This window comes from Lysobacter sp. TAB13, assembly GCF_052113885.1.
GTDB lineage: Bacteria > Pseudomonadota > Gammaproteobacteria > Xanthomonadales > Xanthomonadaceae > Lysobacter > Lysobacter gummosus.
The window spans coordinates 591,671-617,959 of the sequence record NZ_JBFRDR010000001.1 but is presented as its reverse complement, the minus strand read 5'-3'; the positions used below and the strand labels follow the sequence as shown (position 1 = coordinate 617,959).

Genomic DNA, 26,289 nt, shown 5'->3' with positions numbered 1-26,289 from the left:
GGATCTGTCAGGCAACGCCAGTGCTCGCAGCGGTCCGGCAAGCCGGCTTCGATCGTTCACTGACCTTACGGAAAAAGCCGCCGGAAATCCGGCGGCTTTCCCGTTCGACGCGAGATTCGCGTCGGAACTAGCAGTATCGCTTGCGCGATATTACTTCTTCGCTTCTTCCTTGGCAGCTTCCGCCGGAGCGGCAGCGTCCTTGGCGGCGCCAGCGGCGTCCTTGGCAGCGTCGGCAGCGCCGGCGGCAGCGTCGGCAGCGGCGTCGGCAGCAGCCGGGGTCGCAGCGTTGGCAGCGGCGTCGGCCGAGGTAGCGGCAGCGTCGGCAGCGGTAGCAGCGGCGTCAGCCGAAGCAGCAGCGGCGTCGGCGCTGGCGGCGTCGCCGGCGGCAGCGGCGGTGTCAGCAGCGGCCTGAGCTTCGGTCGAAGCGGCAGCGGCGTCGGCGGAAGCTTGTTCGGCCTGCTTCTGGTTCGAGCAAGCGGCCAGGGCCAGGCCCAGAGCCAGGGCGATCAGCGCCTTGTTGAAATTCATGATTCGGTGTCCTCGTCGATTAGTTAGGCAACGCGCAGTTGCGCGCCGATAACATGATGACAAGCCGGTGACGTGTGTCAAGCGGCATGCCGGTTTTTTTTGTGCAACGCGTTTTTAACTTTTTACACTAATTCGATCGCAATCGCGGTGGCTTCGCCGCCGCCGATGCACAAAGACGCGACGCCGCGCTTGCCGCCGCGAACGCGCAGGGCGTTGATCAGGGTGACCACCAGGCGGGCGCCGCTGGCGCCGATCGGATGGCCCAGCGCGACCGCGCCGCCGTGCACGTTGATCTTCTCGTGCGCGATGCCCAGGTCCTTCATCGGCGCCATGGCGACCACCGAGAACGCCTCGTTGACCTCGAACAGATCGACGTCCCCGACCGTCCAGCCGGCCTTTTCGAGCACGTTTGAAATCGCTTTCACCGGCGCGGTGGTGAACCATTCCGGGGCCTGCGCGTGGCCGGCGTGGGCGACGATGCGCGCCAGCGGCTTGAGCCCGCGCGCGGCGGCTTCCTCGGCCGACATCAGCACCGTGGCGGCGGCGCCGTCGGAAATCTTCGAGGACGCGGCCGCGGTCAGCACGCCGTCCTTGCCGAACGCCGGGCGCAGGCCCGGGATCTTGCTGACGTCGATCTTGCCCGGCTCTTCGTCGGCGTCCACGACCACATCGCCCTTGCGGCCCTTGACCGTCACGGAAACGATTTCAGCCTTGAAGTGGCCGGCGGCCTGCGCGGCCTGGGCGCGCTTGACGCTTTCTTCCGAATACGCGTCGATTGCAGCGCGATCGAAGCCGTATTGCGCGCAGGTGGCGTCGCCGAATACGCCCATCGCCTTGCCGTCGTAGGGGTTGGTCAGGCCGTCCCAGGCCATGTGGTCGAGCATCTCGGCGCTGCCGTAGCGGATGCCGGTGCGCGAGTTGTTGAGCAGGTGCGGGGCGTTGGTCATCGACTCCATGCCGCCGGCGACGACCAGCTTGGCCGAGCCGGCCTTGATCAGGTCGTGGCCCAGCATGATCGCCTTCATGCCCGAACCGCAGACCTTGTTGATGGTGGTGCAGCCGGCCGAGGTCGGCAGGTTGGCGCCGAGCGCGGCCTGGCGCGCCGGGGCCTGGCCGAGGCCGGCCGGAAGCACGCAGCCCATGATCACTTCGTCGATCTGATCGGCGGCGACGCCGGCCTGTTCGAGCGCGCCGGTGATCGCTGCGCTGCCCAGGGTCGGGGTCGGGACGCCGGTGAATTGGCCAAGGAAGGAACCGATGGCGGTGCGCTTGGCACCGACGATGACGACATCGCTCATGGAGGAACTCCGAAAACTGTGGCGTTGTATGGGCCGGTGGCCGGCGCGGCCGGGACCGGAACCCATCGATTATGCGGCGGCATGCTGCGGTGCCGCAAACATGCGCCGCGGGATGGGACGCGATGCCGGCCGGGCTAACGAAAATTGAACGAATCGGAGGCGATATCGGGCCGGCAAACCGGCGCGCAACTGAATGCCCGCGGCGGGGGTTTGGTCGGGAAACCGATTACATGCGCGAAGGCTCCGGCCCGGGCGGCGGGATTATCGGGGTCGAAATTCGCCCGATCCGGGGGCTGAGTATCGAATCGCGCCGAACAGGCATTGCGGGTCGGTCGGCGCGGCGGCTCCGGGGTCGGCCGATTTTCCGTCAGCGGTTTCAGCCGGCCTCAATCCCGATTCCGCACCGAACTTCGGCCCAAACCCGCCGCCGAGCGCGCCCTGCATCTTGTTTCCTCCAGATTTGCGTAATAACTCCACGAATCGATTGTCGGTTCACAAGGCTTGGATTAAAACGAATCTAAAGGTGCGATCGATCCGCTGGGGAGCGGCGACGCATCGTCCCGCAGCGGGGTTAAGGCCATGAAACGTTTCGAATCGGCAGTCCGTCGTAATTCGCGGCTGGTCCTTTGCGCGCTGAGCGTCGCCATCCTGACCGCCTGCGGCGGAGGCGGTGGAGGCGGCGGCAACGTCAAGCCCACGCCGCCGCCGACCAATAACCCGCCGCCACCGCCGAGCACGCCGCAGCCGCCGATCGGTGCGCATCTGGATCTGACCAACACCCGCGCGGCGCAGGCGCTGGGACTCACCGGCGCCGGCATCCGCATCGGTGTGGTCGACAGCGGCGTGCGCCGCGATCATCCCGCGCTCAACGGCCGGGTCGGGCCGCACCTGATCTACACCGATCCGCGCACCAACAACCATCGCGTGGACGATGTGCTCGGCCACGGCACCTACGTTTCGCAAATCATCGCCGGCACGCCGGTCGGCGCTTGGCCGGGCGGCATCGCCCAGGGCGCGACCATCGTTTCCGCGCGCATCCTCGCCGACACCCGTCCAGCCGACGACGGCTCGGGCATGGGCAACGAAGCGCGCGACAACGGCGGACTGGACATCGTCAGCCGCGATCTCATGAACGCCGGCGTGCGGATCATGAACAACTCCTGGGGCGGCCTGTACTGGACCGGCGACAACGTCACGCAGAGTTTCATCGCCGCGTACCAGCCCTTCATCGACAACGGCGGACTGGTGGTGTTCGCGACCGGCAACGAATCCAAGCCGCAGCCGTCCGACAACGCCTCCTTGCCGAGCCAGGGCGCGGGCGCGAACGTGCTCGAACGCGGCTGGATCGCGGCGGCGGCGCTGGACACCAACAATCCGACGCAACTGGCGAGTTATTCCAACGCCTGCGGCATCGCGATGAACTACTGTTTGGTCGCGCCCGGCGACGTGCAGGCCACCGGCGTCAACGATGCGGTCGGCAGCCCCAGTTACTGGATCGTGCGCGGCACCTCGTTCGCCGCGCCGCAGATTTCAGGCGCGGCCGCGCTGGTGTGGCAGGCGTTCCCGTACTTCAACAACGATCTGGTCCGGCAGGCCTTGCTCGGCAACGCCAAGGACCTGGGCGCGCCCGGAGTCGATCCGGTGTTCGGCCAGGGCCTGCTCGATGTCGGCGCGGCGGTGCGCGGTTTGCGCCGGCTGGATTGGGGCGATGTGCGGGTCAACTTCGACGGCGCTTCGACCTGGAGCAATCCGATCAGCGGCGCCGGCGGCCTGATCAAGGAAGGCACCGGCACGCTGCGCCTGGATGCGACCAGCGCCAACACCTACACCGGCGCGACCGATGTCGCCGGCGGCACCTTGCGCTTGAACGACAACGGCAGCCTGGCCTCGCCGGTCACCGTGCGCGCGGGCGCGATCTTCGCCGGCGGCAACGGCGCCAAGGTCGCCAATCGCGTTGATAACCAGGGCGCGGTGCGGGTGGAAGGCGCGAGTCTGCGCATCGACGGCAACTACGCGCAGTCCGCGGCCGGGCAGTTGCAGTTCTTCATCGGCTCCAAGCTGGATGTCGGCGGCAGCGCGAGTCTGGCCGGCGATGCGCGCGTGCTCGGCCAGTTGCCGGGCTATGTGCGTTCCAATCGCGAAGTGTTCCTCAACGCCGGCAGCGTGAGCGGGCAGTTCGCCAGCCTGTCTACCGCGCCGGGCGTGTTCCTCACCGCCACCCTGGGCTACAGCACGACCCAGGCCTGGCTCGACATCTCCGCCTTGAACATCACCGCCACCGCGCAGGCGCTGGGCATGCAGGCCTCCGAGACCGCGGCCGCCGCGCGCGTGGACGGCGCCTTGCGCGGCCTGGACAACGGCGCGGTGGTCATCGGTGGCGCGGGCGCGCAGGGCGCGTTCAATGCCGCCGCCGGCGCCTTGCAGCAATCGGCGACGCCGCAGATCGCGCAGCGCTCGCTGGCGAGTCTGTCCGGCGAACTGCACAGCGCAGATGCCGCGTTCGCGATGATGGCCATCGAAGGCAACCGGCGCGCGCTGGAATCGCGTCTGGATGCGCAGTATCTGGATCGCCACGACGGCGCCTGGTCCGATCGCATCGACACGCAGCGCGTCGCCGCCGGCCGTTTCGATCTGGACGCGCGCGGCTGGATCGTCGGCCACGATCAGCGGCTGGGCGCGTTGAGCGTTGGCGCCGCGGTCAGCCAGACCGACGGCTATGCCTATACCCAGTTGCGCCGCGATCGTGAGCGCAACCGCCAGATCGAAGGGCAGTTCTACGCCTCGTGGGATCGCGGCGGCAGCTATGTGATGGGGCGCGCCGCGTTCGGCAACATGGACCGTTACCTGCAGCGCGAAATCCAGTTGGGCGCGGCGCAGTTCGGCACCGGTTCCAGTTACGCCGACCGTTACATCAACCTGGGCGTGCAGGCCGGCCATCGCTTCGAACTGCACAACGGCCTGCTGACGCCGTACGTGGGCGCGCAGAGCTTGCGCTTGAATCGCGACGGTTTCCAGGAGGCCGGCGCCGCCGGCTTCGGCCTGAGCGCGGGCGACTCGAACCTGAGCGCGACGCAGTTGTTGGCGGGCGCGAGGCTGGAGCGCGAATGGCGCCTGGGTTCGGCCCTGCTGAGCCTGAGCGGCCGCGCCGAATGGCAGCGCACGGTGGCGCAGTCCGGGCGTTTCATCGACGCGCGCTTCACCGGTCTGGAAGTGTGGTCGCCGATCGTCAGCGATCCGTTCTCGCGCGAAGCCGGTGTGCTTGGGGTGGGATTGAGCGCGCGGTTCGCGCGGGGCGGGGTGCTCAGCCTGGATCTGGATAACCGGTACGAGTTCGGACGGCAGTATCCGCGGGCGTTGGCTAATTGGTCGTTTTCGTTCTGAACGTGGTGGGGCGCGCAGGTTTGGCGGAAGAGCGAAGAGCAAATCTCCCCTAGCCCCTCTTTTTTAAAGAGGGGAACGCATTCGCGGCTTGTTGGGTGAGCGCGGGATTTCAAGTGGTTCGCGATCCGACTTCGGCCGCAACGCAGCTGCGCAACCCCAAACCCAGGCAGACAGGTTCCCCTCTTTAAAAAAGAGGGGCTAGGGGAGATTTGCTCTTCGCTCAAACAAAAACGCCGCCACGTCCCCGTAGCGGCGTCTTGCACCGAAGCCTAACCCCGCCTCAGCTCTTACCGTCGAACAACTCGCGCCCGATCAACATGCGCCGGATCTCGTTGGTCCCCGCGCCGATCGCATACAACTTCGCATCGCGCAGAATCCGCCCGGTCGGGTACTCGTTGATGTAGCCGTTGCCGCCCAGGGTCTGGATCGCCTCCAGCGCCACCTGCACCGCCGCATCGGAGGCATGCAGCAAGCACGAAGCCGAATCGATCCGGCTCTTATGCCCGGCATCGAAATCGCGCCCGACCTGATATGCGAACGCGCGGCTGGACTGCAGCGCGGTGTACATGTCGGCGATCTTGCCCTGCATCAGGCTGAAAGTGCCGATGGCGACGTCGAACTGCTTGCGCTCGCGCACGTAGGGCAGGGCGATGTCCAGCGCCGACTGCATCAGGCCTAACGGGCCGCCGGTCAACACCAGACGCTCGGTGTTGAGGCCGCTCATCAGCACCTTGACGCCGTGGTGCACTTCGCCGAGCACGTTCTCGGCCGGAATCTCGCAGTCCTCGAACACCAACTCGCAGGTGTTGGAGCCGCGCATGCCCAGCTTGTCGAGTTTCTGCGCGGTGGAAAATCCCTTCATGCCCTTTTCGACGATGAACGCCGTCATGCACTTGCTGCCCGCGCTCTTGCCGGCGGTGCGCATGTACACGATCAGCACGTCGGCCTCGGGGCCGTTGGTGATCCACATCTTGTTGCCGTTGGCGACCCACACGCCGTCCTTGAGCTCGGCGCGGCAGCTCATCGAGCCGACCACGTCGGAACCGGCGCCCGGTTCGCTCATCGCCAGCGCGCCCTTCCACTCGCCGCTGCACAGCTTGGGCAGGTACTTGCGGCGCTGGGCCTCGTTGGCGTTGGCGTAGAGGTTGGATACGCACAGGTTGGAGTGCGCGCCATAGGAAAGACCGACCGAACCGGACGCGCGCGAAATCTCTTCCATCGCCACCAGATGGGCCAGATAGCCCATCTCGCTGCCGCCGTATTCGCCCGGCACGGTCATGCCGAGCAGACCCATCTCGCCCAATTTGAGCCACAGGTCTTGCGGAAACGCGTTGTCGTGATCGATCTGCTCCGCGCGCGGAGCGATTTCGGCGTCGGCGAAACGGCGCACTGCATCGCGCAGCGCGTCGATCTCTTCACCCAGGGGGAAACTGCGCATATCAGCCCTCGTAACGAATCAGCGGCCGCCCGTTGAGCGGTTGGATGTTGCGGTTGTTGCGACGGTAATGGGACAAGAATCCGTCGATCTGCTTCTTCGACATCGTCACCGGTGCCGGCAGCACGTACCACTCCACATTTTCCGTCAACGGCGGGGTCGTGAGCGAGCCCAGGTAGTGGAAGTAGCCGCGCGACTTCGGCAGCAGGCCTTCGATGTCGATCTCTTGCTGGGCCGGCTTGGCCTTATTCTTGCGCGGCTTGAGGTCGTCGAGCACCTCCTGCGCGACGGCGTTGGCCTTGCCCTGTTCATACATCACGCCGACCACCGCCAGGCGGCCGTCCTGGGCCTTGAACACGAAGTGGCCTTCCAGCGGGAAGTGCTTGCCGTCCAGGGTGTGCTCGCTCTGGGCGTGGAAATGGAACTGCGCCAGGGTGAAATGGCGGCCGCGGATGGTCGCTTGCGTGGCATGGGTGTCCACCTGCACCGCGTGGCCGTTGTCCTCGACTTTGTCGATCCCGCCGCGGGTGTGCTGGAACTCCAGCGCGCGCGGCTCGTCGTCGGCGGCGGCGACCGCGGAGGAAGTGACGATGTCGATCGGCGACTGCGACTTGTCGTGCGCGGCCTGCCACTGTTCCTGGTGTTCGTAGTCCAGCGCGTCGTGAGCGGCGTGCGCGGCGGATTTGGCCGGCTCGCCGGCCTGCGCGGAGAAGGCCAGGCTCAGTGCGATGAGCGTGGCGAAAGTGTGTTTGCGCATATCGGAATCCTTTACGTATACACAGCGATTGGGGGACGAATCGCACTGCGGCGCGATCGCCGGACACGCCGGCGCACTCCATCAACGCAGATCCGCGGTGAAAACCCTACTCCGGATACGACGACGGGGCCGATGGCCCCGTCGAAGTGTGCGTCAGTGACCGCTGCGGATGCGTCCGCGGAAGCTGGGGTTGGAGCGGCCGAGCGGCAGCTTCAACTTGCCGATCGCGCTGATGCGCTCTTCGGCCAGACGGTCGGCGGCGGTGTAGGTCGGGATGCTGTCGCGCTCGGCGATCTCGAAGATGCGGCCGAGGTTGTGATAGATCGTGCGCATCATGCGCATGGCGCGCTCGCGGTTGTAGCCGTCGAGTTCCAGCGCCACGTTCATCACGCCGCCGGCGTTCACCGCGTAATCCGGCGCATACAGGATGCCGCGCTTGGCCACTTCGTCGCCGATGGCGTTGTTGGCCAGCTGGTTGTTGGCCGCGCCGCAGATGATCTTGGCCTTCAAACGCGGCAAGGTCTGCTCATTGACGGTGCCGCCCAGCGCGCACGGCGAGTACACGTCGGCGTTGACGTCGTAGATTTCGTCCAGGCCGACGGCTTCGGCGCCGTATTCGGACACGGCCTTCTCGACCAGGCCCTTGTTGATGTCGGTGACGAAGATCTTCGCGCCGCGCTCCTTGAGCAGCTTCACGAATTCCATGCCGACATGGCCCAGGCCCTGCACGGCGTAGCTGTACTTGCCGACTTCCTCGTCGCCGAAGCGCTTGTTCAGCGACGCCATCAGGCCCTGCAGGGTGCCGTAGGCGGTGAACGGCGAGGGATCGCCCGAACCGCCGTGGACCTGGTGCACGCCGGTGACGTATTCGGTCTCGCGGTACACGTATTCCATGTCGTTGACATCGATGCCGACGTCTTCGGCGGTGATGTAACGGCCGCCGAGGGAATCGACGAACTTGCCGAACGCGCGGAACAGCGCTTCGGACTTGTCCGCGGAAGGATCGCCGATGATGACCGCCTTGCCGCCGCCGATGTTCAAGCCGGCGACCGCGTTCTTGTAGGTCATGCCGCGGCTCAGGCGCAGCACGTCGTTCAGCGCGTCCTGCTCGGTCTTGTACGGCCACATCCGCAAGCCACCCAGGGCCGGGCCGAGCACGGTGTTGTGGATCGCGATGATGGCCTTCAGGCCGGCGTCCTTGTTGTGGCAGAACACGACCTGCTCGTGGCCGAAGGTGTCGAGGGTTTCGAAAATCATCGGGTGCTCCGAACCGGGCGGGAGTGCGCGGAAGATTGCGCTTACGCGTCGCGCCTGGCTGTGGGTTAAGTCGTTGAAATGAAATGAATTCGCTTGTGCGGCGGTGGAATGGCGGCCGGCGCAGGGGCGCTAGTCTAAAGCAATCGGGCAATACGGCTAGGTACGTGTTCCGTAGGGTGGGCGCGGCCGGCGGCGGGTTTGCCGAGGCGGTCGTTTGCCACGATCCAAAGCGCGCGGCCTGCGGGCGCCGATGGGGCGCGCGATCCGCGGCTCGGCCGCCGCTTATGCATAAAACAGCTTTCCAAGTCTCTGATCGTGTGGATCGTGGACGCGATAATGGTGGATTCGATTTGTCCGGAGCCGCCGCTCGACGGCGTTAGCCCGGATGCAGATCGCACCATCATCGCCACAGGACGCCGACTTCATGGCCACCGCAAGGAACGCCGCCGCTTCACGCAAACGCACCGCCGCCGCTCGCGCCGCCGCCGCCGCCACCGAACGCCCGGCCCGGCACGCGGGCAAGACCGCGGCCAAGGCCGCGGCGAAGAAAACCGCACCCAAACTGCGCTCGCGCCTGCTCGATGCGCGCCCGGACACCGCCGACTTCCGCGACAGCATGTTCGAGCCGACCCTGGTCGAAGTGCCCTCGCACAAACCCTTGAGCGAACACCTGAAACTGCGCCTGCCGATCCTGGACCAGGGCGACGAAGGCGCCTGCACCGCGTTCGGTCTGGCCGCGGTCGCGCACGCGCTGCTGCGCCGGCGCAATCCGCGCGCCAAGCTGGCCCCGGTCAGCACCCGCATGCTCTACGACATGGCCCGCCGCTACGATGAATGGCGCGGCGAAAAGTATTCCGGTTCCAGTTGCCGCGGGGCGATGAAGGGCTGGCATCACCACGGCGTGTGTTCGGAAAAAATCTGGCCGTACAAAGTCGGCGACAGCATCGAGACCTATACCGAGCAACGCGCCCGCGACGCCACGCTGCGCCCGCTCGGCGCCTACTTCCGCGTCAATCACAAGGATCTGGTGGCGATGCACGCGGCCTTCGCCGAAGTCGGCGTGCTGTACGCCTCGGCCGCCGTGCACGACGGCTGGGACGATCCAGTGCGCGGGCGCATCGCGTGGAAACGCCAGGAAATCGCCGGTTATCACGCCTTCGCCATCGTCGGTTACGACGAAGGCGGCTTCTGGATTCAGAACTCCTGGGGCAAGACCTGGGGCTTAAGCGGCTACGGCTACATCAGCTACGACGAATGGCTGGAACGCGGCACCGACGTGTGGGTAGCGCGGCTGGCGGTGCCGGTGCGCCTGCACAACGCCCAATCCAGCGCGGTCAGCCATTCCAGCGTGGCGCGCCAGTCCACCGGTTACTCGCAGGCCGATCTGCGCCCGCACATCGTCAGCCTGGGCAACAACGGCTGTCTGCGCGACGACGGCCGCTTCGGCACCAACGCCGACGACGTGCGCAATCTGATCCGCAAGGACTTGCCGCGCATCACCGCCGACTGGGAGAAAAAACGCGTGCTGCTGTATGCGCACGGCGGCCTGGTACCGGAGCAGGGCGCGATCCAGCGCGTCGCAGATTACCGCCAGACGCTGCTCGGCAAACAGATCTATCCGCTGTCCTTCATCTGGAAGACCGACGCCTGGACCACGCTCGGCAACATCCTGCGCGATGTCGCCAAGCCGCGCAGCGAAGGCGTGGTCGATAAAGCCAAGGATCTGCTGCTGGACCGCTTCGACGACACCCTGGAGCCGCTGGCGCGCGCCGCCGGCGGCAAGCTGATGTGGGACGAGATCAAGGAAAACGGCCTGCTCGCGACCACCGCGCGCACGCCGCTGGCCAACGGCACGGTGCAGGAAGCCGGCGGCGCGGCCTTGGTCGCGCGACTGCTCGACGAATGGATCGCGCGCGATCCCAAACTGGAATTGCATCTGGCCGGGCACAGCGCCGGCTCGATCCTGCTGGCGCCGCTGGTGCAGTTGCTGACCACTCAAGGCGTGGTGCCCAGCGGCCCCGCGGTCGGCATGCAGGGCTTGGGCCGGCAGATCGAAACCTTGACCCTGTGGGCGCCGGCGATCACCGTCGATCTGTTCCTCGACACCTACGCGCCGGCCTTGCGCAGCGGCGCGATCAAACGCATGGCCTTGTTCACCCTGACCGACAAGGCCGAGAACGACGACCACTGCGCCGGCATCTATCACAAGTCGCTGCTGTATCTGGTCGCGCACGCCTTCGAACGCCAGCCGCGCACCTGGATCAACAAGCGCTACCGGCACGGCACGCCCTTGCTCGGCATGGCCCGGTTCCTGGACCGCGACGCCGCGCAAGGCTCGATGGAACTGCGCGAACTCATCGACAGCGGCCGCATCGACTGGATCCAGTCGCCGACCGCCGGCGCGCCCGACGGCTCGCCGGACGCATCGGCCTCGACCACGCACGGCGGCTTCGACGACGACCGCGCGACCTTGGCCGCGACCCTGGCGCGCATCCTCGGCCAGACCGGCACCACCGCCAGTTTCGACATCCACCGCTCCGAAGCCGGCAACGCCGACCGGCGCAGCGCCATCGCCCGCGCTGTCAACAAATGATCATGTTGGCGCGATAACAATGGAGTCACCGGAGCCGTACCGCCGCAGGGATCGCGGCAGCCAGCAGCGGTGCGACGCGTCCACTATCGAGACGCGTCGCACCCGGCAGGCGAGACCGGCGCACCGCCGCCGCAGATACAGCGCCTCAGCGCAGCCCCCCGATCGCCCCGCCAGCAGTCTCCCCCTTTGAAAAAGGGGGATTAAGGGGGATTCGCTTCACCCCGCCGCGAACCACCGGCCCTCAACGACGCTCCCAGCGCCCCGGATGAAACCGCCACGCCGGCCCATACGCATGCCAGCGCGGCCCGACGTACACATAGCCCGGGCGCGACACCACATAGGCCCCGCCGACCCAGTAATAGCCGCGGCCGTCCCAGCGCCAATGCCCCGGCGCCCACACATAGCCCGGCCGCACCCGCACCCGCTCGTACCGCGGCGGCGGAGGCGCCACGCGCACGTCCACGCCCACATAAGTGCGCGCCTGCGCCAGCGGCGCATGCGCACCCGCCAGCGTCGCCACGCCCAGTACCGCCGCCAGCATCAAAGGACGCATTGCCATGACCGTTCTCCTCGGATTCGGCGGCCACCCGCCGTTACCGATGGCAACGCCGCGGCTCCGGGCGTGTTGACGCGGGCCGGGAAAACGTTCAGAGGCGTGCCAGATTGCTGAAGGGCGGCTGCATGGATTGGGCGAATGTGCGTGCGGGCAATGCGGCTGCAGTGGCGGAAACACTGCCGGATATTGCCGCGTAGTTTCAGATCGTCGCGGGTCTTTCCAGTCCGTCATTCCCGCGAAGGCTGGAATCCAGTGCCTTTCGTGCGAGAACGTTTGAAGTCTCTGGATTCCCGCCTTCGCGGGAATGACGGACTGAAAGGCGGCGTTGAAGTCTCCGGCTATTCGGCTCCTCCGACGCAAACCGCAGCCGCGTTCGCGAAACCACGGCACGAAGATTCCGCACCCCCCATTGACACCGCGTCCCATCCCCTGCCAAAGCCGACCATCCTGCACCGCACGGCCACCCGCCAAACCGGGCCTGCTTCACGGAGCTACAATACGCACAGCCAGACCCGCGTATCGAGAAGCCGATGAGCACGACCGCCGCCAAAATTCCCGCCGCCCAGCCCGACGCCACGCCGCTGCGTTTCGTCACCGCCGCCAGTCTGTTCGACGGCCACGACGCCGCGATCAACATCATGCGTCGCCTGATCCAGGGGCAGGGCGCCGAAGTCGTCCACCTCGGCCACAACCGCTCGGTCGAGGACGTGGTCCGCGCCGCGCTGCAGGAAGACGCCGACGGCATCGCCCTGTCCAGCTACCAGGGCGGCCACGTCGAATACTTCAAGTACATGGTCGACATGCTGCGCGAGCGCGGCGCCGGCCACATCCGCGTGTTCGGCGGCGGCGGCGGCACCATCACCCCGGAAGAAATCCGCGAACTGCAGGCCTACGGCGTCGAGCGCATCTACCATCCCAACGACGGCATGCACATGGGCCTGGTGGCGATGATCGAGGATGTGGTCCGCCGCGCCAGCGAAGGCCGCATCGCCGACACCACGCCGGACAAGCCGGCCGCGATCGACGACGAAATCACCATCGGCAAGATGCTCTCGGCGATCGAAGAGGGCACCCTCGACGAAAGCCAGCTCGCCCACCTGCGCAAGCAATGGCAACTGGCCGGCGGCAAGACCCCGGTGGTCGGCATCACCGGCACCGGCGGCGCCGGCAAGTCCTCGGTCACCGACGAACTGCTCAACCGTTTCCTGGCCAACTTCCCCGACATGCGCATGGCGGTGATCTCGGTCGACCCGACCCGCCGCCGCACCGGCGGCGCGCTGCTCGGCGACCGCATCCGCATGAACTCGCTGCGCAGCCCGCGCGTGTACATGCGCTCGATGGCCACCCGCCGCCAGAACGCCGCCACCAACACCGTGCTCAAGGACTGCATCGGCTTGCTGCGCGGTCTGGGCTACGACTTGGTCATCGTCGAAACCGCCGGCATCGGCCAGAGCGATTCGGAAATCGTCGATCTGGTCGATTTCCCCATGTACGTCATGACCAGCGACTTCGGCGCGCCGAGCCAGCTCGAAAAGATCGACATGCTCGACTACGCCGAGCTGGTCGTGCTGAACAAGTTCGACAAGCGCGGCGCCGAAGACGCCTTGCGCGACGTGCGCAAGCAGTGGAAGCGCAACCGCGTCGCCTTCGCCACGCCCGACGAAGACGTGCCCGTCTACCCGACCATCGCCAGCCAGTTCAACGACCCCGGCATCAGCTGGATGTTCGTCAACCTGTGCCGCCTGCTGCGCGAGAAGCTCTCGCTGCCGGCCGAGAAGTGGTCGCCGCAAGTCGATACTTCGTTGAAGGAACCGCGCGCCACCGTGCTGATTCCGGGTGCGCGCGTGCGTTACCTCGCCGAAATCGCCGAGCAGGGGCGCTCGATCAACCGTCAGATCGAAAGCCAGTCCGAAGTCGCCGATCGCGCGCAGTCGTATTGGCAGTCGCTGCACGATCTTGAAGACCCCGAGCTGCCGAAGGCGTTGAATCTCTACGCCGCCGAGGCGTTACTGCCCGGACACCCTCACCCCAGCCCTCTCCCGCAAGCGGGAGAGGGAGCCGACGCTGCATCGAATACCTCTCCCGCTGGCGGGAGAGGTCGCGCCGAAGGCGCGGGTGAGGGCACCCCGGCCGCCGCGGACCGCACCCTGCTGACCCTGCGCCAGCGCTACAACGACGCCGTCCAGACCCTGTCCTCGGAAGCCCTGAAGCTCCTGCGCGACTGGCCGCAGCGCCTGAAGTCCATCACCGACGACATCACCGAATACGAAGTCCGCGGCAAGGCCATTCGCGTCGAAAACTACCGCGACTCGCTGAGCCACCAGAAAATCCCGAAGATCGCCGCGCCCACCTACAAGAGCTGGGGCGAGCTGCTGACCTTCTTGCAGAAAGAAAATCTGCCGGGCTATTACCCCTACACCGGCGGCGTCTACCCGTACCGCCGCAGCGGCGAAGACCCCATCCGCATGTTCGCCGGCGAAGGCACGCCCGAGCGCACCAACCGCCGCTTCCATTACCTGTCGGTCGGCCAGCCCGCCGCGCGCCTGTCCACCGCGTTCGACAGCGTCACGCTGTACGGCGAAGACCCCGCCGTGCGCCCGGACATCTTCGGCAAGATCGGCAACTCCGGCGTCAACATCGCGTCGCTGGACGACATGAAGAAGCTGTACTCCGGCTTCGACCTGTGCGCGCCGACCACGTCGGTGTCGATGACCATCAACGGCCCGGCGCCGATGCTGCTGGCGATGTTCATGAACACCGCCATAGATCAGCAGGTGGAGAAGTACCTGCGCGAAGACGGCGCCCGCTGGGACGCCGCGCACGACAAGATCGAAGCCATCTTCAAGGACCGCAAGCGCCCGCAATACAGCGGCCTGCTGCCGGAAACCAACGACGGCCTCGGGCTGGGCCTGCTCGGCATCACCGGCGACCAGGTCGTCGAACCTGATGTCTACCAGCGCATCAAGGACAAGACCCTCGCCACCGTGCGCGGCACCGTCCAGGCCGATATCCTGAAAGAAGACCAGGCGCAGAACACCTGCATCTTCAGTACCGAATTCGCCCTGCGCATGATGGGCGACATCCAGCAGTACTTCGTCGACAAGAACGTCCGCAACTTCTACTCGGTGTCGATCAGCGGCTACCACATCGCCGAAGCCGGCGCGAACCCGATCAGCCAGCTGGCTTTCACGCTGTCGAACGGCTTCACCATCGTCGAGTACTACCTCGCGCGCGGGATGAAGATCGACGACTTCGCGCCCAACCTGTCGTTCTTCTTCAGCAACGGCATGGACCCGGAGTACACCGTCATCGGCCGCGTCGCCCGCCGAATCTGGGCCCGCGCCATGCGCGAGCGCTACGGCGCCGACCCGCGCAGCCAGATGATGAAGTACCACATCCAGACCAGCGGCCGTTCCCTGCACGCGCAGGAAATCCAGTTCAACGACATCCGCACCACCTTGCAGGCCCTGTACGCGCTGTTCGACAACTGCAACAGCCTGCACACCAACGCCTACGATGAAGCCATCACCACCCCGACCGAAGAAAGCGTGCGCCGCGCGGTCGCGATCCAGATGATCATCAACAAGGAACTGGGCCTGAACTTCAACGAAAACCCCTGGCAGGGCAGCTTCGCCGTGGACTACCTCACCGACATCGTCGAAGAGGCCGTGTACAAAGAGTTCGAAGCCATCAGCGAACGCGGCGGCGTGCTCGGCGCCATGGACACCATGTACCAGCGCGGCAAGATCCAGGAAGAAAGCCTCTACTACGAACACAAGAAGCACGACGGCAGCCTGCCGCTGGTCGGCGTCAACACCTTCCTGCCGAAGGACCACGGCGGCGATATCGTCACCGAGATCGAACTGATCCGCTCCACTCCGGAAGAAAAGGGCCAGCAGATCGACAACGTGCTGTCGTACCAGCAGGGCCGCAACGACTACGCCAGCGAAGGCCTGCGCAGCCTGCAGGCCGCCGCGCGCGACCGCAAGAACGTGTTCGCGTCCTTGATGGAAGCGGTAAAGACCCACAGCCTGGGCCAGATCAGCCACGCGCTGTACGACGTGGGCGGCGAGTACCGCCGCAACATGTAACCCCGTATCCCTCTCCCGCTAGCCACCCAAGGTGACTTCCTTCGGGGCGCGGGAGAGGGCAGGGGTGAGGGCCCGCGCAACCAACACGACCCAGACGAAAAGCCCGCTCACGCGGGCTTTTTTGTTTTCTGCGCGAGACCCGCAGCATTTCACCGCGATTTCCAGATACCGACAGCCCGCCGCCGAGGCGGCCCGCGGTCATCCCCACGTCATCCCACGCACCTAGCCTCCTGCGTTTTGACCCGCAGGCTCCCGCATGTCCGACCATAGCCGCCGCGACTTCCTCCGCCTCGCCGGCCAATCCGCCGGCGCCCTCGCGATGGGCGCGGTCCTGCCGCCATCGATCGCCAAGGCCCTGTCCATCGCCCCCGCGCGCGTGATCGGCAGCATTCAGGACGTGCAACACGTCGTCATCCTGATGCAGGAAAACCGTTCCTTCGACCACTACTTCGGCCGCCTCAGCGGCGTTCGCGGTTTCAACGACCCGCGCGCGATGAAGCAGCCCGACGGCAAACCGGTGTGGCAGCAGAACTACAAAGGCCGCGACTACACCCCGTATCACCTGGACACCAGCAAGACCTACGCGCAGTGGATCGATAGCAACGACCACGGCTGGAGCGGCCTGCACGACTGCTGGAACCAGGGCCGCAACGATCGCTGGATGCACGTGCAATGGCCGCAGGCGATGGGCTACTTCACCCGCGCCGACTTGCCGTACTACTACCCGCTCGCGGACAGCTTCACCATCTGCGACGCCTACCACGCCTCGATGTTGGGCCCGACCAATCCCAATCGCCTGTACCTGATGAGCGGCCGCGCGTCGGCGCAGGACGGCGGCGGCCAGGTGCACACCAGCAACGACATGGCCGACACCGGCGGATCGGTAAGCTGGACCACCTACGCCGAACGCCTGCAACAGGCCGGCGTGTCGTGGCGGATCTACCAGAACGGCGGCGTCGGCTCGTACAACCCCGCGCTCAACTTCCTGCTCAGCCGCTACAAGATCGACGACAACAACAACTACGACTGCAACGCGCTGGCGTGGTTCAGCCAGTTCAAGAGCGCGCCGCGCGCATCGCAGCTGTGGGAACGCGCCATGACTGTGCGCGGCCTGGACAAGCTGCGCGAAGACGTCGTGCAGAACAAACTGCCGCAAGTCTCGTGGCTGGTGCCGCCGTTCTCTTCGTCCGAACACCCGTGGTGGGGCCCGGCGTTCGGCGAGCTGTACGTATCGAAAGTGATCGAAGCGCTGACCGCCAACCCGGAGGTCTGGTCCAAGACCGTGTTCCTGCTGACCTACGATGAATCCGACGGCTTCTTCGACCACATGCCGCCGCCGACGCCGCCGTGGGCGATCGGCAAGGGCGCCTCGACCGTGCACACCACCGGCGACATCGAAGCCGCCTCCGGCCTGCCGATCGGCCTGGGCCATCGCGTGCCGATGCTGGCGATCTCGCCATGGTCGAAGGGCGGCTGGGTGAGCTCGGAAGTGTTCGACCACACCTCGGTGATCCGCTTCCTGGAAACGCGTTTCGGCGTCGCCGAACCCAATATCAGCCCGTGGCGTCGCGCCGTGTGCGGCGACCTCACCGCCTTGTTCGACTTCGCTGCCGCCGACATCGCCGTGCCGCCCGCGCTGCGCGACACCGGCGCGACCGATGCGCACATGAACGACGCGTACTGGAAGCAGTACTACTACGCCAAGCCCGCCTACCCGGCAACGACGCCGGCGTTGCCGGGGCAGGAGCCGGGCATGAAGCTCGCACGCGCCGTGCCGTACGAGCTTTACGTCACTTCATGGAGCGAACCGGCGCGACGCGAGTTCTGGCTGGAGCTGTCCAACGAAGGCCGCAACGCCGCCGTATTCCAGGTGTACGCCGCCGGCGCCGACACCGGGCCGTGGACCTACACCGTCGGCCCCGGCAAGCAACTCAGCGACTACTGGAGCGTCGACGCCCAGGGCGCCTACGACCTCACCGTCTACGGTCCGAACGGCTTCTTCCGCCGATTCACCGGCACCGTGGCGCAGGACAGCGCTCAACCCGATGTCATCGCGATCTACGACAAAGCGCGTTCGCGTCTGGTCCTGTCCATCCGCAACAGCGGCGCCCGCGCCTGCACCGTTCAAGTCGCAGCCACCGCTTACAGCGACGCACCCGCGCGCAGCTACCGCTTGAACGCGGGCCAGTCGGTGAGCGTGAACTGGTCCTTCGCCGCCAGCGACGGCTGGTACGACCTCACTGTATCCAGCGACGCACCCGCCGGTTACACGCGGCGCCTCGCCGGACATATCGAAACCGGTTTGCCCAGCATCACCGATCCCTTGCTGAATACGAGTGCGAGCGCAGCGGCTTCAGCCAACGAGGCGATTCCCGCGACGGCGAGTTGAGCGGCGTGTATCAGCGCGATGGCCTCCAATGAGAGGCCATCGCGATCTCGCGCCCGCGCCGCAAGCAATATCCATCATGGCGATGCGAACACCGATCCGATCCGCGACGCGGGTCACGCCGCCATGCGTTTGCGTGATCGCCCGCAACACCCGTCCCGAAAAACGCGCAGACGTTGTTGAACGCGGCTGCGAATGCCGCGCAATCAGACCGTGCCGCAAGCCCGTTTATGAACTTCAAACCATGCGGCTTTTCTCATTAGCCCGGTTTGCATTCTGAGAAGATCGCCGCGCGTTACCGCGCCGGCAGGGGACGGCGACCCTTCGCGTCTTCCTCAGGAGAGGGCACATGACTATCCCCAAGCGGCGTTTGCGCGCATTGGCTTATCGCGCCTGCGCGCTGGTACTGGTGGCGCTCGCGGCGACGGTCGGCGCGCATGCGCAGGCCGCCGTTCCGTCCGCGGCCCGGGCCATCGGCGATTTCAGTCTCGGCATGGAACCGGCGGCCATCGCCACCAGCCGCGAAAGCGCAGTCAGCACCTATGTCGTGCTGACCAGCATCGACCAGTACAACAAACCCACCGCGCTCAGCGTCGCGAATCTGCCGCAAGGCATCACCGCGAGCTTTTCGCAGTCATCGATCACGCCGCAGGCCAATGGCAGCGTGCGTTCCAGGCTCACCCTGGCCGTCGCCGCCGGCGTGGCGGTGGGCCGCTATCCCATCACCGTCACCGGCACCTACGGCGAACTCGCGCACAGCGCCGCGGTGAATCTCACCGTCACCGCCGACTCGGGTTTCAAAGTGACGGTGGCCGGAACCCAGCACATCGCCTTGATCGGCGAAAGCAGCCGACTGCCCGTCACCGTCGCCGGTTACGCCTTCAACGAACCGGTGACCCTGGCCGTGAGCGGAGTGCCCGCCGGCGTCAGCGCGAACTTCAGCCTCAACCCGGTGAACCCGGGCGCCAAGGCCGCGGTGAATTCCACCCTGACCTTCAACGCGTCCACGCAAGCGGCGCAGGGCCAATACCCGATCACCATCACCGGCACCGCCGGCAACATCGTGCGCAGCGCGTCGCTGACGCTCTTCGTCAACCCGAAGCCCGACTTCGCGCTCTGGACCATCGGCCGCAGCCGCGCGCTGGTGGCGGTGACCCAACACGCCGGCATCAGCGGCTGGCTGGAGATCAATGCCCGCCCGCTGCACGCCTGGGACCAGCCCATCGCGTTCTCGATCGAAGGCCTGCCGCCCGGCGTCAACGCGACCTTCAGCCCGGCCATCGTGAATCCCTACGGCCCCACCAGCATCGCCTTCACCGCATCGGCCGAAGCGCCGGTGGGCAACTTTGAGGCGACCATCGTCGGCACGGGCGGATCGACGATTCATCGCCTGCCGGTGCAACTGACCGTGCTGCCGTACCTCGATCCCAACCGCCTGCTCAACAGCGTCACGCGAGTCGGCATCTCGTTGCGGGCCGGCGAATCCATGCTCTTCAACATCATGAAGCCCGAGAGCAATGGCCGCTTCTACTCCTTCACCTCACAGATCGGCTTCGGCACAGGCACCGGAACGTTCTACGTGCGCGAAGGCGCGCCGCCGACCGAGACCGACTTCCATTGCCGCTCGACCGGACGTTGGGGCACCTACTGCGAAATCGAGCGCAACCCACGCGCCTACTTCCCCATGACGTACTTCCTGCTCATCAAGGCCGACACCGACATGACCGGCGCCAGCCTCATGGCCAACTACGGCTACGACGGCCGCTCATCCGAATGGCGCTCCAATCCGACCGACTACCTCATCAACGACAACACCGTCGTCGAAAGCCCCATCACCGCCAGCGACTTGAGCGGCAACGCCGGCTTCGTGTCCGTCACTTACCGCCTCAACCACCCGTACCGCACCGACCTCAAAGTCGAACTGATCGCCCCCGACGGCCAGGCCTACCTGCTGCGCGACCACGTCAACGGCCCGATCAATCCCAGCGTCGTGCACACCTTCGACTTCACCGACAAAGTGGCCAACGGCGTGTGGAAGCTGCGGGTAACCGACGACACCTTGGGCGGCTCGGGGGTCTTGCTCGACTGGGGCGTGAGTTTCTTTGGTATCGCGCCACCTAGCCGATAGTCGCAGCCAGCGATCCAAGCAAAAACAGGCCCGCATCTGCGGGCCTGTTTGTTATTGGGCGATACCATCGATCGCGCGTGTTCTTGCGTATGCCTGGGTGAGTGCGCATCGCGATATCGGCGCTGGCGCAACTGCCAGTTGCGAAATGTGTGCCAGAGATTGCGCAGGATACCGAAAAGCCCCGCTTCGACAGGTTTTCTGTTCCGCATGTTGAATGGCCATAGGCACGCTTTTACGATGGCTAGTTCTTCTCGGCGAACGGGCGAGTCAGATTTTCCGCAACCGGCAGTTGCGCTAAATCGCGATCACGGCAACCAGTTAACATCTCATTCGAAATATTCAATGAAACAGGCTTGCAACGCCGGCCGCAATGCACGATGTTGCCTCCGTATCAGGAGGCTCAGACCATGCGAACACAGATGCCTCGCGAGGAAAAGGATTTCAAATGAGCAACTTCGGCCGGATGTTGAAGAACATCCTGAGTCCCGGTCGTTCTTCAACACTGATTCCTCCAGAAGTTCCCGCTCAACTGCGTGAACTGCTCAAGGACTACCCGGCGTATGTCGAAAACTTACAAACAGTCCTGAATGAATTCGCAGAGCCGACGCCCCGAGTGCAGCCGTTGGACGAGGCCATCTGGGCGCTTCAGAACCGGCTCGACTGCTTCCTTCAAGAGGCCGTTCGACAGCTTGAAGCCGCGCAGGCCGACGGATATCTCTTGTTGATCGACGAGGCTAACCGCGCAAGATCGACGATGGGCCGTGCGCTCCTGAGTTTCGACAGCGATCCTGACGGGCTTGGGCGTTACTTCAAGCTGCACAAGAAGGCATTCGAATGACTTCCCAACAGCGAGCGTTGGACATAAGGATCGGCGAGATGATTTTCTGGGATCGGATCGTTCCTGACAGCGGTATGGAGCAGGCCGCATCCCACTCCCAACCCAAGGCGATCTTCTTGGCGGGCCAGCCGGGCGCAGGGAAAAGCGCTCTGATAGGCATGGCCAGAGCAGACCTGGGCAATGATCTGATCGTGATCGACCCGGACAGGCTCCGGAGCTATTGGCCGGATGTGCGTGAACTGCGCAACGCAAGCCCATATACCTGGCCTCTGGATACCGACCACGATGTCGGTCTATGGGCCGCTGCCTTGCAAGAGGTAGCGGTTCGAGGCCGTAAGAACATCATCATCGATACCACGTTGAACGACGCGGAAAGCCTACTCGAACAGATACGGCTACTGCAGGCCGAGGGCTATGAAGTTCAAGTCCGAGTCGTGGCCGTGCATAAATTGGAGAGCGAGCTCGCCGTCGATGCGCGCTTCTTCAGTGGCTTCCTCAGGGATGGTCACGGTCTTTATCACCTAGCGACCTTTCGTAAGCAATGCTACGAGAACATGCCAAGCAGCTTGGACCATGTGCGCAGTCAAACAGAAATCCCGATCCGCATCTTCAATTGCGATGGTCTGGAGATCTATGACGGCCGCATCAACCCAGCGCCGCCCGGAGCCGCGCTTGAACAAGCCCGCGAGGCCCGGCTTACCAATCCAAAAGTGACCAAGGCAGTGCATATGAGGTTGCAAAAGCAATTGGCCCTGCACCGGGACCTTCCGGAGATACTTGCTCGCATGACCGAACCGCCAATGCCATGAGGTGGGAGTTTTGATGCCGGATTGATTCCTTCCGAGGTTCTGTTCAAATTGCTTGAACTGCTCCATTGCCGGTCAGGCTGTGGCCATGCATTTCCCAGCTTTGCTTTACATGGAATAAGGATCTTTATGTCTAGACTGACTCCCCCGCCGGTTCCCTTCAAATTGCGAGAGATGCTTAAGGGCTATCCCGAATACCTTGCGCGGCTGCAAGAAGTTCTGAATGAGTTTGCCGAGCCTCAATCGCGCGTTCAGCCGTTCGACGAGGCCGTATGGGCGCTTCAAGATACCCTCGAAGCCTTCATGCATGAAGCAGAGGCCGAACAGCAAGTGGCTGAGTCCGATAACGATCCTGAGGCTGTCGAGAAGGCAAAAGAGAAGACATCGTTGATGTCGCGCGCGAGCTTCAAGCATCGTTGGATCGATGATGAGGGGCTGGAGAAATACTTCGCAGAGAATAAGAAGGCCTTCGAGTGAATGCTTTGGGGTCGCGATTACGGCCTGTATTTCTAAAGTCGGTTCTAACTGATAGCTAATTTTTAGTGTCGCCTCATAGGAGTAAGGAATTCCATGTCTAGACTGACTCCCCCCCCGGTGCCAGAAAAATTGCGTGAGCTGCTCAAAGACTACCCTGGGCACATTGATCGTCTGCAGGAAATTCTCGATGAGTTCGCTGTTCCTCAAATGAGGTTGCAACCGCTCGATGAAGCCATATGGGCGCTTAAGAACAGAATTGAGGCATTCATCCAGGAGGCCACTGAGGAACTCAAGATTGCAGAAGCTTCGGGTGACGTGGCGGAGATAGAGAGGGCAAAGGAAAAGAGAGAGCTGATGTTCTCTGCGTACTCTAACAACGGTGGTATGGGTGGGGCGCTTGTTGAACTCTGGCAATACTTCGAGAAGAACAAGGAGGCCTTTGAATGAGCGCCTCAGATACGGCGCTGGATGAGGCGACGCATGCGCGGATTCTGCATGAGGTCATCATTCCGGGTAGCGGTTTGCACTCGACAACGCAACAAGCCAGGCCGAGGGCGATTTTTCTCGCGGGTCAGCCTGGTGCTGGCAAAAGCAATGTGACGGCGGCGGCCTACGTCGAGTTCGCCGGTGACGCTGTGATAATCGATCCGGACGCGCTACGTAGTCGCCATCCCGATGTGAATAAATTCCGGCACGACCGGCCATTCGATTGGGCTGATGATACGCACCCGGACGCGAGTCGATGGGCCAAAGAGTTGCGCAGTGTCGTGGCCGAAGGACGAAGAAACATCATCGCGGACACGACACTCGGGAATGCCGAATCTGCGTCGAAGCTGATCAAAGAACTACAGGGTATGGGCTATGACGTTGAGATTCGAGCTTTAGCGACACATAGACTTGAGAGTGAGCTGGGCGTCGATAAGCGTTTTACGGATGGCGTCGCAAAGGACGGCTTCGGCCGCTATGTGCCTCCAGGTATCCGCACGGAAGTCTATAAAAATCTTCCCGGCAATCTCGACCATGTAAGTGCCGAAACAGGTGTCCAAATCCGCATATTCAATCGCGAAGGCGCCCAGCTATACGACAACCGCACCAGTCCGCTCACACCCGGAGCCGCGTTGGAGCAAGCACGCGAAGCCCGGCTCCAAGATCCGAAGGTCACACGATTCGTCCACGAAGGTCTCAAAGCTCAGCTAGAGGTGCATCGAAACCTTCCCGGAGATTTGGAGCGTAACTCCAAAGTTCCACCTCCTATGGCGGAGGCCTTGCTCGTTCGTCGTGGCGAGTACGGTCCAGTAGAAACGCTCCAGCATTTCAAAAACGAAGTGGCTCCCATCGATCATGCCGTCCGAGTGCGGCCCGTCGTACTAAAAGCCGGCGCCATCGCCGGCACCGCAGCCGCCGCCTACGACATAGCCACCACCGCCCACGACGCCTCCCGTCAGTACGACCAAGGCAACCTGACCGGCGTCGAATCCAAAATCGTCGGCACCGCATCGCGCAGTGTCGGCGGATTCGGCGGCATGGCGGCGGGCGCGGCGATCGGCGCGAGCGTCACGGCGGAAACCGGGCCCGGTGCGCTGATCGGCGGCGCCGTGGGCGGTATTGCCGGCGCAATCGCCGGCGACAAAGCGGCCGAGTGGATCGACCAATACCGCATCAACCACCAGAAAGATAAAGACGGCAACACCTGGACGTTCCTCCCCGCACAACCGCAGCAAGGTTGGACGCGGCGAGAACTCGACCTGGACGCGATGAGCCGCAGCGACGGCGCGCCGGTCTACAAGCCGCAAGTGCTCAAGGCCGATCCCGCGCTCACCGACCGGCTCAACTTCCAAGCCTCCGGTCGCGCGGTTGAATTGGCCTTATCGGCGCCGCCGAAGCCGCAGAATCCCTACAGCCTTCCCGCCAGCGCCCAAGATGCGCGCGGCATCGAAGAGAGCAATTGGGAGCGCAACGCGGCCACCAAGCAATGGACGCGGCAGGTCGCCATCGGCCAAGTCGACCTCGGCGCCACCAGTTATCGCACCGACCTCGCGACCCCGCAACGCGCGGCGGAACTCGAAAAGCAGTCGCAGGCCGTCATCGCCGACAACGCGACCCGAACACCGCTCGCGCTCGCGGCCAACTACAAAACCGCTTACGACCAATACGACTGGTCCCGCCAGGGCGAAATGCCGGCAGCGGTAAAAGACGCGATCAAACATCCCGGCCGCATGCTGGCCTCCGACGGCGACACCTACGAGCGCAGCGCCGACGGCCAATGGACCAGCCCCGGCATGGTCTGGGACAGCAAAGCCCAAGGCAACATAAAACAGGAACTGGACGCGACCTATCAGCGCCAGCAATCCGGTCCCAAGATCACCACGCTGGAACCGGTGGAAGTGCACGCCGATCCCGAGCCTACGCGCACCGCATCGGCGCCCCCCGCGCCGACCCTGCGCTCCACGCCCGAAGACCCCGGCCATCCCGATCGCGCCTTGTACGAGAAAGTCCGCGGCGCCGTCGAACAACTCGATCGCCAAGCCGGAAAACCCTGGGACCAGCAGAGCGAACGCATGACCGCCAGCGCGCTGGCGATGGCCGCGGAGAAAAAGTTCGAAGCCAAGGACGACATCCGTCTGGCGTTCAACCCACCCACCGCGAATCTGGCCGCGGGCGAGATGGTGCACGTGTACCGAGTCGGCCACCCATCGCCCGATCCTGCCGCGCACCACGCCAGCATGAAGACCGCCGACGCGTTGTCGGTGCCGGTGGAAGCGCGCTATCAGCAAGTGGAGGCGACGCGCATCGCGCAGGCCGAGCAAGTGCAGCGCGAGCAGCAACAAGCGCAGACACGCGCGCAGGATCAATCGAACCAAAGCGCGCCCAAGATGACGGCCTGAGGCCGTCGCCTCGCGCGGCGTTCCGGCTAACGCATGCCATCCCGACGCGACACGGGATGGCGCGACAGACGCGGCACCGACATGCCGTGCCCTCGTACCAACCCGTCGCGGCACCGTCCCGCCGAAAGCGCCCACCACCCGATCCACCCGCAGCGGACACCACCCACCCGTGCCCGCATCCCCTCGGTATTCGATAATGCGTCCATGACCATCATCCTCACCGACTTCGCCCGCACCCGCCTGTTCCCGCGCGAACCGCGCCGCAACACCATCCAGGACTGCACGCCCGAGCAATTCGAGCGTCACCTCAACGACGTCCCGCCGCTGACCGTCCTCGACGGCTACGCCCCGTTCTGCAAACTGCACGTGCATCGCAACTGGACCAGCACCCGCTGCCTGACGGTGCCGATCACCGACGACAACCGCCACCTGCTGCGCACGGACTACGAGGCGCGCACCAAGGACGAACTGCCCGTGCTGGTGCGCTGGTTCGAAGGCATCGACCCGCCCGTGGCCGACTACCTCATCGTCATCCTCTACAGCCGCGAGCAACTGGCGAAAGAGGGCACCGACACCACCGCCGACTGGGGCGTGGTCGGCTGCATGTACACCGCCGAGCCGGTCGAGACGCCTATGGCGCCGATTACGATGATGCGTAATGCGCTAGGGGTGGAGGAGGGCGGGTCGGGGGTGGGGTTGGATCGGGAGGCTTATTTGCGTGCCGTGGAGTTTTGGCGGGGGCATGCTAATTGGCGAGGGTAGGGTGATACGAGTCGCCTATGAAACAAAGTCCGTATCTGTCGGATTTTTTATAATTTAGGATTCGCCTTAATTGTTAACAATCAGCGTACTCTCTTGCTGAGCAAGGTTTCG

The 26,289-nt window shown here is 64.7% G+C and carries 17 protein-coding genes; 11 read left to right on the top strand and 6 right to left on the bottom strand.

Going from position 1 to position 26,289, the window contains the following annotated elements; genetic code table 11:
* Positions 1–150 precede the first annotated feature (150 nt).
* The gene (locus tag AB4Y92_RS02315; RefSeq protein WP_441818175.1) at positions 151–528 is read right to left on the bottom strand and encodes a hypothetical protein; all 378 of its coding nucleotides are present in this window, start codon (positions 526–528) and stop codon (positions 151–153) included.
* Positions 529–650: 122 nt separating this feature from the next.
* Positions 651–1,826 (bottom strand): thiolase family protein, encoded by a 1,176-nt coding sequence (locus AB4Y92_RS02310; protein WP_441818174.1) that lies wholly within the window; start codon positions 1,824–1,826, stop codon positions 651–653.
* Positions 1,827–2,405: 579 nt separating this feature from the next.
* Here AB4Y92_RS02310 and AB4Y92_RS02305 point away from each other — a divergent pair.
* Positions 2,406–5,207: a S8 family serine peptidase gene (locus tag AB4Y92_RS02305; RefSeq protein WP_441818173.1), complete on the top strand. Its 2,802-nt coding sequence runs from the start codon at positions 2,406–2,408 to the stop codon at positions 5,205–5,207.
* A gap of 280 nt (positions 5,208–5,487) precedes the next feature.
* On the opposite strand, the gene AB4Y92_RS02300 is transcribed toward AB4Y92_RS02305, so the two are convergent.
* From AB4Y92_RS02300 to AB4Y92_RS02290, 3 genes are all read right to left on the bottom strand, one after another.
* Positions 5,488–6,645 (bottom strand): isovaleryl-CoA dehydrogenase, encoded by a 1,158-nt coding sequence (locus AB4Y92_RS02300; protein WP_057942584.1) that lies wholly within the window; start codon positions 6,643–6,645, stop codon positions 5,488–5,490.
* A gap of 1 nt (position 6,646) precedes the next feature.
* Positions 6,647–7,399 (bottom strand): carbonic anhydrase, encoded by a 753-nt coding sequence (locus tag AB4Y92_RS02295; protein ID WP_441818172.1) that lies wholly within the window; start codon positions 7,397–7,399, stop codon positions 6,647–6,649.
* A 153-nt stretch (positions 7,400–7,552) separates the two neighbouring features.
* Positions 7,553–8,656 (bottom strand): Glu/Leu/Phe/Val dehydrogenase dimerization domain-containing protein, encoded by a 1,104-nt coding sequence (locus AB4Y92_RS02290; RefSeq protein WP_057942586.1) that lies wholly within the window; start codon positions 8,654–8,656, stop codon positions 7,553–7,555.
* A gap of 424 nt (positions 8,657–9,080) precedes the next feature.
* On the opposite strand from AB4Y92_RS02290, the gene AB4Y92_RS02285 reads away from it, so the two are divergent.
* On the top strand, positions 9,081–11,249 hold the full coding sequence (locus AB4Y92_RS02285) for a C1 family peptidase (protein ID WP_441818171.1): 2,169 nt from the start codon (positions 9,081–9,083) through the stop codon (positions 11,247–11,249).
* 241 nt (positions 11,250–11,490) lie between these two features.
* On the opposite strand, the gene AB4Y92_RS02280 is transcribed toward AB4Y92_RS02285, so the two are convergent.
* Positions 11,491–11,808 carry a YXWGXW repeat-containing protein gene (locus AB4Y92_RS02280; protein WP_057942587.1) on the bottom strand — a complete coding sequence of 106 codons (318 nt, stop codon included), beginning with the start codon at positions 11,806–11,808 and terminating at the stop codon, positions 11,491–11,493.
* Between the two features lie 527 nt (positions 11,809–12,335).
* Between AB4Y92_RS02280 and AB4Y92_RS02275 the strand changes: the two genes are divergently transcribed.
* The 9 genes from AB4Y92_RS02275 (at position 12,336) to AB4Y92_RS02235 (ending at position 26,178) form a co-directional block, all read left to right on the top strand.
* Positions 12,336–15,896, top strand: a complete 3,561-nt coding sequence (locus AB4Y92_RS02275; RefSeq protein ID WP_441818170.1) for a methylmalonyl-CoA mutase family protein — start codon at positions 12,336–12,338, stop codon at positions 15,894–15,896.
* Positions 15,897–16,152: 256 nt separating this feature from the next.
* Positions 16,153–18,285 carry a phosphocholine-specific phospholipase C gene (locus AB4Y92_RS02270; protein ID WP_441818169.1) on the top strand — a complete coding sequence of 711 codons (2,133 nt, stop codon included), beginning with the start codon at positions 16,153–16,155 and terminating at the stop codon, positions 18,283–18,285.
* A gap of 346 nt (positions 18,286–18,631) precedes the next feature.
* Complete coding sequence (locus AB4Y92_RS02265; RefSeq protein ID WP_441818168.1) at positions 18,632–20,410, top strand: proprotein convertase P-domain-containing protein; 1,779 nt, start codon at positions 18,632–18,634, stop codon at positions 20,408–20,410.
* 445 nt (positions 20,411–20,855) lie between these two features.
* Positions 20,856–21,248, top strand: a complete 393-nt coding sequence (locus AB4Y92_RS02260; protein WP_441818167.1) for a hypothetical protein — start codon at positions 20,856–20,858, stop codon at positions 21,246–21,248.
* A 38-nt stretch (positions 21,249–21,286) separates the two neighbouring features.
* Positions 21,287–22,057 (top strand): zeta toxin family protein, encoded by a 771-nt coding sequence (locus AB4Y92_RS02255; protein WP_441818166.1) that lies wholly within the window; start codon positions 21,287–21,289, stop codon positions 22,055–22,057.
* Between the two features lie 126 nt (positions 22,058–22,183).
* Positions 22,184–22,531: a hypothetical protein gene (locus AB4Y92_RS02250; RefSeq protein ID WP_441818165.1), complete on the top strand. Its 348-nt coding sequence runs from the start codon at positions 22,184–22,186 to the stop codon at positions 22,529–22,531.
* Positions 22,532–22,624: 93 nt separating this feature from the next.
* The gene (locus AB4Y92_RS02245; protein WP_441818164.1) at positions 22,625–22,978 is read left to right on the top strand and encodes a hypothetical protein; all 354 of its coding nucleotides are present in this window, start codon (positions 22,625–22,627) and stop codon (positions 22,976–22,978) included.
* Positions 22,975–25,416 (top strand): zeta toxin family protein, encoded by a 2,442-nt coding sequence (locus AB4Y92_RS02240; RefSeq protein WP_441818163.1) that lies wholly within the window; start codon positions 22,975–22,977, stop codon positions 25,414–25,416. The genes AB4Y92_RS02245 and AB4Y92_RS02240 overlap by 4 nt, the downstream gene beginning before the upstream one ends.
* A gap of 204 nt (positions 25,417–25,620) precedes the next feature.
* Positions 25,621–26,178, top strand: a complete 558-nt coding sequence (locus AB4Y92_RS02235; RefSeq protein ID WP_441818162.1) for a DUF3228 family protein — start codon at positions 25,621–25,623, stop codon at positions 26,176–26,178.
* The last annotated feature ends 111 nt before the right edge of the window (positions 26,179–26,289 follow it).